The organism is Serpentinicella sp. ANB-PHB4 (assembly GCF_031432315.1).
GTDB lineage: Bacteria > Bacillota > Clostridia > Peptostreptococcales > Natronincolaceae > Serpentinicella.
Genome location: NZ_JAVKGO010000003.1, coordinates 13908 through 27259 on the forward strand (window position 1 = coordinate 13908; position 13352 = coordinate 27259).

Annotated in this window: 11 protein-coding genes and 1 riboswitch; all 11 genes read left to right on the top strand. The window is 35.9% G+C overall.

The window, feature by feature from the left end:
* Positions 1-340 precede the first annotated feature (340 nt).
* The 11 genes from guaB to purN all read left to right on the top strand — a co-directional run bounded on the left by guaB (position 341) and on the right by purN (position 13352).
* Positions 341-1798 (top strand): IMP dehydrogenase, encoded by a 1458-nt coding sequence (gene guaB / locus RH915_RS03685; RefSeq protein ID WP_310477967.1) that lies wholly within the window; start codon positions 341-343, stop codon positions 1796-1798.
* Positions 1799-1890: 92 nt separating this feature from the next.
* Complete coding sequence (guaA, locus tag RH915_RS03690) at positions 1891-3423, top strand: glutamine-hydrolyzing GMP synthase (RefSeq protein ID WP_310477968.1); 1533 nt, start codon at positions 1891-1893, stop codon at positions 3421-3423.
* 220 nt (positions 3424-3643) lie between these two features.
* Positions 3644-3745: riboswitch (purine riboswitch) on the top strand.
* 244 nt (positions 3746-3989) lie between these two features.
* Positions 3990-5315: an NCS2 family permease gene (locus RH915_RS03695; protein WP_310477969.1), complete on the top strand. Its 1326-nt coding sequence runs from the start codon at positions 3990-3992 to the stop codon at positions 5313-5315.
* Positions 5316-5379: 64 nt separating this feature from the next.
* A complete protein-coding gene (locus RH915_RS03700) occupies positions 5380-6525 on the top strand; it encodes a 5-(carboxyamino)imidazole ribonucleotide synthase (protein WP_310477970.1) in 1146 nt (381 codons plus the stop codon).
* Between the two features lie 9 nt (positions 6526-6534).
* Entirely contained in the window at positions 6535-7050 is a 516-nt protein-coding gene (purE, locus tag RH915_RS03705) for a 5-(carboxyamino)imidazole ribonucleotide mutase (RefSeq protein WP_310477971.1), read from the top strand.
* A gap of 60 nt (positions 7051-7110) precedes the next feature.
* The gene (purS, locus tag RH915_RS03710) at positions 7111-7353 is read left to right on the top strand and encodes a phosphoribosylformylglycinamidine synthase subunit PurS (protein WP_310477972.1); all 243 of its coding nucleotides are present in this window, start codon (positions 7111-7113) and stop codon (positions 7351-7353) included.
* Positions 7354-7400: 47 nt separating this feature from the next.
* Complete coding sequence (gene purQ / locus RH915_RS03715) at positions 7401-8081, top strand: phosphoribosylformylglycinamidine synthase subunit PurQ (RefSeq protein ID WP_310477973.1); 681 nt, start codon at positions 7401-7403, stop codon at positions 8079-8081.
* Positions 8074-10275, top strand: a complete 2202-nt coding sequence (gene purL / locus RH915_RS03720; protein WP_310477974.1) for a phosphoribosylformylglycinamidine synthase subunit PurL — start codon at positions 8074-8076, stop codon at positions 10273-10275. Before purQ ends, purL begins: the two co-directional genes overlap by 8 nt.
* Complete coding sequence (gene purF / locus RH915_RS03725) at positions 10260-11657, top strand: amidophosphoribosyltransferase (RefSeq protein WP_310477975.1); 1398 nt, start codon at positions 10260-10262, stop codon at positions 11655-11657. The genes purL and purF overlap by 16 nt, the downstream gene beginning before the upstream one ends.
* A gap of 25 nt (positions 11658-11682) precedes the next feature.
* A complete protein-coding gene (gene purM, locus RH915_RS03730) occupies positions 11683-12723 on the top strand; it encodes a phosphoribosylformylglycinamidine cyclo-ligase (protein WP_310477976.1) in 1041 nt (346 codons plus the stop codon).
* Complete coding sequence (gene purN / locus RH915_RS03735) at positions 12711-13352, top strand: phosphoribosylglycinamide formyltransferase (protein WP_310477977.1); 642 nt, start codon at positions 12711-12713, stop codon at positions 13350-13352. The genes purM and purN overlap by 13 nt, the downstream gene beginning before the upstream one ends.

A 13352-nucleotide genomic window follows, 5' to 3' on the forward strand; every position in this document is an offset into this window, starting at 1 on the left:
GAATATTTAACAATCTGATAAATTATATTTAATGTTAATTTACTACAAATGATGGACAATCGAATCCATCATTTGTAGTGTGCAATTATAATGATATATTTTTGGCCTGGCGGAGTGGTGCAGTGAATGGTCCTGTGCTGTTTTGCTACTGTATAGCCCAATAATGTATCCCGTCAGAACGTATAATTATATTACTTTTATCAAAGTAGTATGATTATACGTTTTATTTATACTCAAAATAATCAGAATATTCTTGATTAATTTTGATTTAAATTTTAGCTTGCAAAACAAAAAATTGAGCAGTATAATAAGTGATAATTTAAAACTAAGGAGGTTTATTATGGAAGATAAGATTGTAAAAGAAGGATTAACTTTTGATGATGTATTATTGATTCCGGCAAAGTCGGAAATACTTCCTAGCCAAGTTCAACTTTCTACTAACTTGACTAAGAAAATCAAATTAAATATTCCTCTTATGAGTGCTGGAATGGATACCGTTACTGAAGGAAAAATGGCAATTTCTATGGCAAGAGAAGGTGGAATCGGAATAATACACAAAAATATGTCTATAGAAGAACAGGCCTTAGAAGTTGACAAGGTAAAAAGAAGTGAGCATGGTGTGATCGTTGATCCATTTTTTCTTTCTCCTGAAAATGCGGTGGCTGATGCATTAGAGCTAATGGAGAGATATAGAATATCTGGCGTACCAATTACAAAGGGAGATAAATTAGTAGGTATTATTACGAATCGAGATATCCGGTTTGAAAAAAACTATGATAGACCTATATCTGAAGTAATGACAAGAGAAAAGTTAATAACTGCCCAAGAAGGTTTAGATATGGACGAAGCACTACAGATTTTAATGGAAAACAAGATTGAAAAGTTGCCGATTGTAGATAAAAATGGAATTTTGAAAGGCCTAATTACAATAAAAGATATTGAGAAAGCAATAAAATACCCGAATTCTGCAAAAGATAGTAAAGGCCGTTTGCTAGCAGGAGCTGCGGTTGGAATAACAAAGGATATGATGGAGAGAATAGAAGCTCTTTATAAAGCTAGGGTAGATGTAATCGTATTAGATACAGCTCATGGACATTCAAAAGGAGTTATTGATGCTGTAAGAAAAGTAAAAGGAACATATCCGGATCTAGAAATCGTTGCAGGTAATGTTGCTACAGGAGAAGCTACAGTGGAACTTATTGAAGCTGGAGCAGATGCAGTGAAAGTTGGTATAGGACCGGGATCTATTTGTACAACTAGAGTAATTGCGGGTATAGGGGTACCACAAATTACTGCTGTATATGATTGTGCAAAGGCTGCGAAAGCGTATAATGTACCAGTTATTGCTGATGGTGGTATTAAATACTCTGGTGATATCGTAAAAGCTTTGGCTGCTGGCGCTAATGTGGCGATGGTTGGATCCCTATTTGCTGGAACTGATGAAAGTCCAGGAGAAACAATTATATACAAAGGAAGAAGCTTTAAAACATATAGAGGAATGGGATCTATAGCAGCAATGCAGCAAGGGAGTAAGGACCGCTATTTCCAAGAAGATGATAAAAAACTTGTACCTGAAGGGGTAGAAGGCAAGGTGCCATACAAAGGATACTTAAAAGATACTGTATTCCAGTTACTAGGTGGCATAAAGTCTGGAATGGGGTACTGTGGAACAGAAACAATAGTAGATTTACAAGAAAAAGGTAAATTTATCAAAATAACAAATGCAAGTTTAAAAGAAAGTCACCCTCATGATATTGCTATTACAAAGGAATCTCCAAATTATAGCGTAAATGAGTAATCAAAATTTATAAATTTGTAGTGAATACAAGATAAAAGCCAAGTATTAACTTGGCTTTTATCTAACAAAAAATCAATGGAAGGAAGATCAATTTGGAAAGTGAAATGATATTAATAGTTGATTTTGGTGGACAATATAGCCAGTTGATTGCTAGAAGAGTAAGAGAAAAAAATGTTTACTGTGAGGTTGTTTCCTTTAGAACGCCACTTCAAGAAATTGTGAATAAAAAACCAAAGGGAATTATTTTAAGTGGAGGACCTGCTAGTGTATATGGAGAAAAGTCTCCAAAGTGCGAGTTAGGACTTTTTGAATTAGAAATACCTATATTAGGTATATGTTACGGCGGACAGCTTATGGCAGAAGTTTTAGGTGGTAAAGTCAATGCTGCTCATAAGAAAGAGTATGGTAAAACAGCACTGAAAATGAAGCAAAATTCACCAATATTTAAAGATTTACCAGAGGAACTAATTTGTTGGATGAGTCATACGGATTTTATTGAAAAATCACCTGAAGGGTTTGAGATAACAGCTTTTACAGATGATTGTCCTGTTGCAGCAATGGAAGATGAAGAACGTAAGCTTTACGCTGTACAATTCCATCCAGAAGTGGAACATACACAATATGGCCGTGAAATTATTAGGAACTTCGTTTATGAAGTATGTGGATGTGAAGGTACTTGGACAACAGAAAATTACATAAATGAAGAAATAGATACGATACGAAAAAAAGTTGGTAACAAAAAAGTATTATGTGCACTCTCCGGTGGTGTAGATTCTTCTGTGGCTGCGGTGTTAGTGCATAAAGCAATTGGTGATAACTTAACCTGTGTTTTTGTAGATCATGGTATGCTACGTAAAGATGAAGGGGACCAAGTTGAAGACTTATTTAAAAACAAATTTAAGATGAATTTTATTCGAGTGAATGCCGAGGAACGTTTTTTAGGGAAACTCTCAAAGGTTGAAGAGCCAGAGTTAAAACGTAAAATAATTGGCGAAGAATTTATTAGACTATTTGAAGAAGAAGCAAATAAACTAGGGCAACATGATTTTCTAGTGCAAGGAACCCTTTACTCAGATGTAATTGAAAGTGGTACGGACACAGCTTCGGTTATAAAAAGTCATCACAATGTTGGTGGATTGCCTGAAGATATGCAATTTGAACTAATTGAGCCATTTAGATGTTTGTTTAAAGATGAAGTAAGAGCAGTGGGAACAGAGTTAGGTATTCCTGACGAGGTTGTATGGAGACAACCGTTCCCAGGTCCAGGACTAGCTGTAAGAGTGCTTGGTGAAATTACAGAAGAAAAGTTAGAAATTGTACGAGAAGCCGATGCAGTAGTTCGTGACGAAATAAAAAAAGCAGGGCTAGATCGTGATATATGGCAATACTTTGCAGTATTACCTGGTATAAAAAGTGTTGGAGTGATGGGTGATGAAAGGACCTATGCCCATACAATTGCAATTCGTGCAATCACAAGTACCGATGCTATGACCGCAGATTGGGCGCGAATTCCCCATGAAGTCTTAGAAAGAATATCAACCAGGATCGTTAACGAAGTAAAAGATGTTAACCGTATTGTATACGACATTACATCAAAACCACCTGCAACAGTAGAGTGGGAGTAATAAAGAAGGACTGGTTGAGCCAGTCCTTCTTTAATTCTAAAAACTTTGGGGAGTTAGCGATCTAAGGATTTATAGACAGTATTATAAAATACTATATCTATAGCATAGTGAAAGAAATACATGATTTCGAGAAGTTATAATAATTTACTTAATTCTTTTGAAAAATAAAATAATAAAACAATTGACCTTTTCAAATTCCTTTGTTATTATAAATGTGTAATTAAAAATTGTATATTCAACTCATATATTGTCGATAATATGGATCGACAGTCTCTACAGAATGACCGTAAATCATTCTTCTATGAGTGAAAGTGTATCTAGGGTTCCGTTCTTTATAAGAAGCTGGTCCAAGCGATACAGGCATCAGTAGATGTCACACCGATGGGATAAAAGCCCGGACGGATAGGTTTCACTTATAAATAACCTATCCATCCGGGCTTTATTTTTATTTACTGGAAAATATATGCTTCTATAACTTCCTTTGGGTTATATTTTCTAGAAATGATGGAATTATACTTACTATTAATTTAAAAGGAAGAAAAATGACAGGATTAGGAGGCTACAAAATGGAGAAGTTTTTTAAACTAAAAGAAAAGAACACCACGGTAAAAACAGAGATTATTGCAGGGATCACAACTTTTGTAACAATGGCGTATATCTTATTCGTAAATCCAGATATTCTAGAGGCAGCAGGCATGGATTACAATGCGGTTTTCATGGCAACGTGTATATCAGCTGCTATTGGTACGCTAATTATGGGGCTATATGCTAATTTACCCTTTGCCCAAGCACCGGGTATGGGATTGAATGCCTTTTTCGCATTCTATGTTGTAGGCTTTCTAGGATATTCATGGGAAGCAGCGTTAATGGCCGTATTTATTTCAGGTATATTCTTCATTATTTTAACAATTACTGGTGTTAGAGAAATGATTGTTGAAGCAATACCTAATTCTTTAAAGCATGCAATTGGTGCAGGTATCGGTTTATTTATTGCATTACTAGGTTTTAAAAATGCAGGAATTGTAGTTCCATATGAGGCAACTTTAGTTTCTTTTGGTGACTTTACTAACCCAGCAGTGTTTTTAGCGGTTATTGGGCTTGTGCTTACAACTGTATTAATGGCTAGAAAAGTAAGAGGCGGATTACTAATCGGTATTGTTGGTACAACTTTAATTGGTATTCCATTAGGAATAACCGATACTACAATGGCTGAGTTTTCATTTAATATAATGCCTACTTTAGGAAGGGCTTTTAACCCAGGGATAAGCGACTTGCTAAGTGTAGGTGGTGGTTTTGTTGCAGTAGCTTCAAGTATATTTACAGTAGTTATATCTTTTACATTAGTAGACTTATTCGATACGATTGGAACACTAATCGGAACTGGAGCTAAGGCTAACATGCTTGATGAAAAAGGTAAATTACCTAATATGAATAAAGCATTAATGGCGGATGCTGTAGCAACATCAGCAGGTGCCTTACTTGGAACTTCAACGGTAACAACTTATGTTGAGTCAACTGCAGGAGTTGCTGAAGGTGGAAAGACTGGTTTAACAGCAGTGACAACAGGGGTTATGTTTATCCTAGCTATTTTATTAGCACCTTTTGCTTTAATGGTGCCTCAGCAGGCAACAGCTCCAGCACTAATTATTGTAGGGGTTCTGATGATGACTACAATTAAAAATATTAACTTCGAAGATTTCGAAGAGGCAGTTCCTGCATTCTTTACATTAGCAGTGATGCCATTCTCATTTAGTATTGCAAACGGTATTGGAGCTGGATTGATTTTCTACCCAATTACAAAAGTAGCAGCTGGCAAAGCAAAGGATGTTCATCCATTAGTTTATTTGTTAGCAGTAATTTTCATTGCAAAACTAGCATTCTTACCTAGTTAATTATAGAGCAGCTAAGTTTTCTTAGCTGCTTTTTTTCTAAATAATTAGTTTTAGGAGGTGTAGAATGGAGAAAAAAGTAGGCATAATTGGTGGGGGACAATTAGGAAAAATGATGATCCTTGAAGGAAAAAAGATGGGGATACAATTTGTAATATTAGACCCATCAAAAGATTGTCCGGCATCATCTATTGCGGATGAACACATAGTAGAGGACTTTTATAATGAAGAAAAAATTAAACAATTAGCAGAAAAAGTAGATGTATTGACCTATGAGTTCGAACATATAAATGCAGACTACTTAATTCGACTTGAACAGGCTGGCAAAAAAATTTATCCTTCTCCTAGTGTATTGAAGGTAATTCAGGATAAATATGAGCAGAAGTCTTTTCTGAAAAGACGAAATATTCAATCAGCACCATTTAGAAAAGTAGATAGTTTAGGGGATATAAACCTAGCTGTCGAGGAGTATGGACTACCGGTTTTACTTAAAAGTAGAAAAGGCGGATACGACGGTAAAGGCAATGCCTGTATAAAAACCCTTCAAGATATTGAACAAGCTTATGATATACTTGGCGGTTCATCAGCAGAGCTGATGGTAGAGGCTTTTGTACCTTTTGATAAAGAAATATCAGCTATTGTAGCAAGGGGGAGTAATGGTCAAGTTGCTATATACCCTCTATCAGAGAATATTCATAATGATAATATATTAATTACAACGATTGTTCCGGCTAGAGTCGACAAAGAAACGGAAAAAAAAGCAGAGCTGTTAGCTAAAAAAACAATTGAAAACTTTGAAGGCATAGGAATATTTTGTGTAGAAATGTTTGTAACAAAGGCTGGCGAAGTACTCGTTAATGAAATTGCCCCACGAACCCATAACTCGGGACATTACACAATAGAAGCATGTAGAACTTCACAATTTATGCAACATTTACGTGCTATATTAGAACAACCGCTTGGAAATACAGATCTAATTAATCCGGCAGTAATGCTAAATATTTTAGGAGAAGATGGTTGTACTGGAAAAGCAAAAGTAAAAGGGCTACATACTGTACTTGAGATGGATAACACATATGTACATTTATACGGGAAACAAGAGGTGCAGCCAAAACGTAAAATGGGTCATGTAACAGTTGTTGATATAGATATAAACAAAGCAATAAAACAAAGTGAAGTCATAAGCAAGGTATTAAAAGTAATAAATGAATGAGGTGAGTAAATGACAAAAAAACTTGTTAGTATTATTATGGGTAGCGATTCCGACTTGCCTGTTATGAAAGATGCAGCAAGTATTCTAGAGGAACTGGGGGTTCCTTTTGAGTGTACTGTGGTGTCAGCCCATAGAACACCAGATAAAATGTACAGTCATGCTAAAGAAGCCGAAGGCAGAGGGATTAAAGTGATTATTGCGGGAGCAGGAGGTGCGGCACACTTACCAGGCATGGTAGCATCCTTAACGGATCTTCCAGTAATCGGTGTACCGGTAAAAAGCAAAACATTAAATGGGGTAGATTCCTTATACTCAATTGTTCAGATGCCACCTGGGATTCCTGTAGCAACAGTTGCGATTAATGGAGCTAAGAATGCGGGGATTTTAGCAGCACAAATTGTTGGACTAGAAAATGAAAAAGTGAAGCTAGCATTAAAAAAATACAAAAAAGATTTAAAATCAATGGTTGAAGAAAAGGCAACTAACCTAGAATCACTTGGCTATGAAGCATACTTGAAAAAGTAAGATTTACGATCATGAATTTATTAAAAACATCAAATAAAAACAAACTAGGAGGATGAAAAAATGAAAGCGAATGTATATGTTACTTTAAAAAACAGTATTGCAGACCCACAAGGATTTGCGATTAAAGGGGCCCTAAATAAAATGGGGTACGAGAGTGTGGAAGATGTAAGAATCGGAAAATTAATAGAGGTTGAGTTAGGTAATGTTACAAAAGAAGAAGCAGAAAAGCAACTTAATGTAATGTGTGAAAAATTATTAGCAAATACGGTAATCGAAAAATACCGCTTTGAACTTGTAGAGTAGTAAATACAGGGAATAAAATTACTGATCTTTTAAAGGGAGTGTATAGGATGAAATTCGGAATTGTTGTTTTTCCTGGTTCAAACTGTGATATAGATTGTTACCATGTTTTAAAAGATGTACTTAATCAGGAAGTAAATTATATATGGCACGATAGTGAAGATATAGAGGATTATGATTGCATTGTCCTTCCTGGTGGTTTTTCTTATGGTGATTATTTAAGATGTGGCGCTGTAGCCCAATTTTCAAAAGCGATGGATAAAGTGAAAAAACATGCTGAAGAAGGAAAATTACTAATAGGTATTTGTAATGGTTTTCAAATACTAACTGAATCAGGATTATTACCTGGAGCTTTAGTGAGAAACAAAAATCTAAAGTTTATTTGTGACACTGTAGAGGTAAAAGCTGAAAATAACGCGACACCTTTTACAAATCAATTAAAAGATGGAGAGGTTATAAACATACCAATTGCCCATGGTGAAGGCAATTATGTTGTTGATGAAGAAACCTTAGAAAAAATGAAAGAAAATGGACAAATTTTATTTACCTATCAAGAAAATCCTAACGGATCTATATATAATATTGCAGGTGTATGTAATGAAAGTAAAAATGTTTTAGGTATGATGCCTCATCCTGAAAGAGCCAGCGAGGCTATTTTAGGTAATGGTGATGGAATTGGAATATTTAAATCCATCATAGCTTTTTTCGAAGGAGGACAAAAAAATGACTAAACCATATGAATTAGTTGGCCTGAAAGAAGTAGAGTATAAAAAAATATTAGACGTTCTAGGTAGAGAACCGAATGAATTAGAATTAAATATGTACGGCGTTATGTGGTCAGAGCACTGTAGTTATAAACATTCTAGGTCCTTATTTAAACATTTCCCAACATCAAATGAAAAAGTATTGCAAGGACCAGGAGAAAATGCAGGAATTGTTGACATAGGAGACAACCTTGCTGTAGCAATGAAAATTGAAAGTCACAACCATCCTTCAGCAGTTGAACCATATCAAGGAGCAGCTACTGGTGTTGGTGGGATTATCAGAGATATTTTTGCAATGGGGGCAAGACCAGTTGCATTACTAAATTCTTTAAGATTTGGTGAAATAGATGAAGACCAAAGAGTAAAGCAGTTATTTGAAGGAGTTGTAGAAGGGATAGCGGGTTACGGAAACTGCATGGGGATCCCAACAGTTGGTGGAGAAATACACTTTAACCAATCATACCAAGGAAATCCACTAGTAAATGCCATGTGTGTCGGGATTATAGAACATGATAAGATCCATAGAGGAACTGCAAAAGGCCTTGGCAACTCAATTATGTATGTAGGTGCTGCTACAGGACGAGATGGTATAGGGGGAGCAAGTTTTGCTTCTGTAGAGTTAACGGAAGAATCAGAAGAAAAACGCTCAGCGGTTCAAGTTGGAGATCCATTTATGGAAAAATTGCTATTAGAAGCATGTTTAGAACTACTTGAAACCGGATGTGTTGTAGGAATACAGGATTTAGGTGCTGCGGGATTAACCTCTGCATGTTGTGAGACTGCAACAAGAGGTGAAGGTGGTATGGAAATTGATGTATTAAAAGTACCACGACGGGAAGAAGGGATGATACCTGTTGAGGTGATGATCTCAGAATCTCAAGAGAGAATGCTTCTAATTGTTGAAAAAGGAAGAGAAGAAGAAGTAAACAAGATTGTTAAAAAATGGGGACTTTATTCAGTAATCATTGGAAAAGTTACTAATGATAATATGCTCAGGGTTATGGAAGGAGATCAGGTTGTTGGTGAAATGCCGGCAGAAAGTCTAGATTCTTCTGGAGCGCCAAAGTACTATAAAGATTATGAAGTACCAGCTTACTATAACGAAGCAAAGCAATTTAAATCACAGGATGTACAAGAACCAGATAATTATCAGGAAACATTATTAGAAATGCTTAAAGCCCCAAATATATGTAGTCGAGAATGGGTTTATAAGCAGTATGATCACATGGTAAGAACAAATACGGTTGTAAAACCTGGGTCAGATGCTGCGGTATTAAGGGTAAAAGGAACACAAAAAGGAATTGCATTAACTACGGATTGTAACAGTAGACTGTGTTACTTAGATCCTAGAGAAGGAAGTAAGATTGCTGTTGTAGAAGCAGCAAGAAACTTAGTATGTAGTGGTGCAAAACCTTTAGCTATAACGGATGGACTAAACTTTGGAAGTCCAGAAAAGCCAGATCGTTTTTGGCAATTTAGAGAGAGTGTAATTGGTATTAGTGAAGCTTGTAGAGAGTTAGACACCCCTGTTATTAGTGGTAATGTTAGTTTTTACAACGAAACAGAAACGAAAGCAATCTATCCAACACCGATTATAGGAATGGTTGGGGTACTAGATGATGTAGAAAAAGCTTGTACTTCCGATTTTAAAGATGAGGGTGACGTAATTCTTCTTGTTGGTGAGACAAAGGATGAATTAGGTGGTAGTGAGTATTTATCGAGAATACATGGGTTAGAAACAGGACAAGTACCTTTTCTTAATATGGCATTAGAAAAACGTCTACAAAAATTAGTTTTAGAGACGATAGAAGAAGGTTTAGTTCAGTCGGCCCACGACTTGAGTGAGGGTGGACTGGCAATTGCATTAGCTGAAAGTGCAATAAGCGGCAATGTTGGAGCAAAAGTAAGTTTAGAAACAGAACTTAGAGCGGATATTGCATTATACGCAGAAAGTCAATCTAGATTCTTGATTACAGTAAAAAAAGAAAACTTAACGAAAATAAAAGAAAAAATAAGCCAATCAGAAAGTCCTTATACTATTTTAGGTGAAGTAGGTGGAGATACTTTAGAGATAAATGTAAACGGAGACAAAAATACTTGTCTACCAATAGTCGAGATGGAGGACGCTTGGAGAGGAGCAATCCAATGCATAATGGCATAAATTCGGATAAATTAAGAGAAGAATGCGGTGTGCTAGGGATATTTCAATCTAATACGAAAAAGGTTTCAAGACAATTATATTACGGTTTATATAGCCTACAACATAGAGGACAACAAAGTGCTGGAATATCAACAAGTGATGGATCAAAGAATTTTTATCATAAAGGGATGGGTTTAGTTCCTGAAGTTTTTAATGATGATAATATAGAAAAACTTGATGGAAATATAGGTATTGGTCATGTGCGTTATGGGTCATCAGAAGAAAATTATATAGAGAATGCTCAGCCATTGGTAGTACGCTACCGTGGTGGAAGCATTTCACTTGCCCATAACGGTAGTTTGGTAAATGCACCAGGTTTAAAAGAGAGACTTGTAGATGATGGGGTTGTTTTTCAAACATCAAATGATATAGAGGTCGTAGCAAACTTAGTTGCTCGCTACAGTACAGACGGCATAGATGAGGCAATAGTAAGAACCCTGGATATGGTTAAAGGTGCCTATGCAATGGTGATGATGACAGAAAAATGTTTATACGGTATAAGGGATCCATATGGGGTAAGGCCGCTTTGTTTAGGAAAATTAGATGATGGGTATGTACTTGCATCAGAGAGCTGTGCCCTTGAAATAATTGGCGCAACTTTAGTACGAGACATTGAACCTGGAGAAATAATCAAGATCGATAAAGATGGTGTTCAGTCTAGCTTCTTTAGTAAAAATAAACAGAAAAGCGTTTGCATATTTGAATATATTTATTTTGCTAGACCGGATAGTATAATGGAGAACATGAGTATTTACAATGCTAGAAAAAATGCAGGAAAGGTATTAGCAGGGGAACATCCGACGGAAGCAGATATGGTTATAGCAGCACCAGATTCTTCAATACCAGCTGCAATCGGATATGCAGAAGCTTCAGGAATCCCTTTTGGTGAAGGTTTGATAAAAAATCGTTATATAGGCAGAACTTTTATTCAACCTACCCAAGAATTAAGGGAGTTGGCTGTTAGACTTAAGTTATCGCCCCTTAAAGAAAATATACAGGGGAAGCGTCTAATTTTAATAGACGATTCTATTGTCAGAGGAACAACAAGTAAAAGAACTGTGAAAAGCTTAAAAGAAGCCGGAGCAAAAGAAGTTCACGTAAGGATCAGTTCACCTCCTGTTGCTTACAGCTGTCATTTTGGAATAGATACCCCTGACCGTAAACAGCTATTAGGTGCAACTAAAACAGTTGAGCAAATAAGGCGTTTTATTGATGCGGATAGTTTGGCTTATATAAGTACAAAAGGGTTAGTGGAGTCTACAGGCTTACCTAATGATGCATTTTGTTTAGGCTGCTTTGATGGTAACTATCCGATGGAGGTACCAGGAAAAGATTCAAAATAAGTTGTGACATAGGAGGGGATATTCAGTGGGAGAAAATATCACATATAAAAGTGCAGGTGTAGACGTAGAAGAAGGGCAAAAAGCCGTTCAATTAATGAAACATCATGTAAAAAGTACATTTAACAAAAACGTTTTAGATGACATTGGTGGGTTTGGTGGGTTATTTTCTTTAGATTTAGAAGGAATAAAAGAACCTGTCCTAGTTTCCGGAACTGACGGAGTGGGGACAAAACTTAAACTTGCATTTATGATGGATAAACACGATACAATTGGTCAGGATTGTGTCGCAATGTGTGTAAATGATATATTGTGCCAAGGTGCAAAGCCTTTATTCTTCTTAGACTATGTAGCTACAGGTCAACTGAAAGCAGAAAAGGTTGCGGATATTGTAAAGGGTGTAGCCTTAGGCTGTAGAAAGTCTGGCTGTGCCTTAATCGGAGGGGAAACTGCAGAAATGCCAAGTTTCTATGCTGATGGAGAATATGATATGGCAGGATTTACTGTTGGTATAGTAGATAAATCGAAAGTAATTACTGGACAAAATATTAAGCCTGGAAATAAAATAATTGGACTAAGTTCAAGTGGGATCCATAGTAATGGATATTCTTTAGTAAGAAAGTTATTTTTTGACGTAGCAAATATGGGCTTAGAAGACTGGGTTGATGAATTGGGAAAAACCCTTGGTGAAGCATTAATAGAACCAACAAAAATATACGTAAAACCAGTGTTAGAAGCACTAAAATCAATTAATATAGATGGTATTGTTCATATTACTGGTGGTGGTTTTTTTGAAAATATACCTAGGGTGTTACCAGATAATGTAGACGCAAAAATTGATTTAGGCACATGGGATATGCCTCCTATATTTAATTTGATACAAAACAAGGGGAATGTTGAATTAGAAGAAATGTACAAAACCTTTAATATGGGTATTGGCATGATGTTAATTGTTGATGCTGATGATGTTGATGGTACCTTAGAGATTTTAAAATCAGAAGGTGAACAAGGGTATATTATAGGAGAAATTATTGAAGGAAAAAGACAGGTGAAATTATGTCAGGCGTAAATATTGCTGTATTAATTTCCGGAAGTGGATCAAATCTTCAGTCCCTTATGGATTATTTACGAATAGAAAAGGTTAATGGTGAGGTTAAACTTGTTGTTTCGAATAAAGAAGATGCTTATGGTTTAGTGCGGGCAAAAGGCCATGAGATAAAAACAGCTATTATTAATAAAGCGCTTTTTCCTGATGCAAAGGATCGAACACAACAGTTAATTAACGTATTAGAGAATGAAAAAATTGATTTAATCGTTCTAGCTGGTTATTTGGCCATGGTACCTGATCAGGTTATTGAAAAGTATAGAAATAAAATTATAAACATTCATCCTTCTCTGATCCCTAGTTTTAGTGGCATGGGCTACTATGGATTAAATGTACATAAAGGGGCGATTGAGCGAGGGGTTAAAATTACTGGTGCTACAGTACATTTTGTAAATGAAGAAACCGATGGAGGCCCAATCATCTTGCAAGAGACCGTTGCTGTAGATTTTGATGATACACCAGAGACATTACAAAAAAAAGTATTAGAAATAGAACACAGGCTACTGCCATATGTAGTAAAGCTATTTATACAAGATAAGATACGGGTAATAGGCAATAAGGTTAAGGTAGAAACAAATGAAGATATTCGATAA

What these genes read in the sequence shown, in the direction of transcription:
- guaB (WP_310477967.1), top strand. Translation starts at nt 341, where the DNA reads ATGGAAGATAAGATTGTAAAAGAAGGATTAACTTTTGATGATGTATTA.
- RH915_RS03695 (WP_310477969.1), top strand. Translation starts at nt 3,990, where the DNA reads ATGGAGAAGTTTTTTAAACTAAAAGAAAAGAACACCACGGTAAAAACA.
- RH915_RS03700 (WP_310477970.1), top strand. Translation starts at nt 5,380, where the DNA reads ATGGAGAAAAAAGTAGGCATAATTGGTGGGGGACAATTAGGAAAAATG.
- purE (WP_310477971.1), top strand. Translation starts at nt 6,535, where the DNA reads ATGACAAAAAAACTTGTTAGTATTATTATGGGTAGCGATTCCGACTTG.
- purS (WP_310477972.1), top strand. Translation starts at nt 7,111, where the DNA reads ATGAAAGCGAATGTATATGTTACTTTAAAAAACAGTATTGCAGACCCA.
- purQ (WP_310477973.1), top strand. Translation starts at nt 7,401, where the DNA reads ATGAAATTCGGAATTGTTGTTTTTCCTGGTTCAAACTGTGATATAGAT.
- purL (WP_310477974.1), top strand. Translation starts at nt 8,074, where the DNA reads ATGACTAAACCATATGAATTAGTTGGCCTGAAAGAAGTAGAGTATAAA.
- purF (WP_310477975.1), top strand. Translation starts at nt 10,260, where the DNA reads ATGCATAATGGCATAAATTCGGATAAATTAAGAGAAGAATGCGGTGTG.
- purN (WP_310477977.1), top strand. Translation starts at nt 12,711, where the DNA reads ATGTCAGGCGTAAATATTGCTGTATTAATTTCCGGAAGTGGATCAAAT.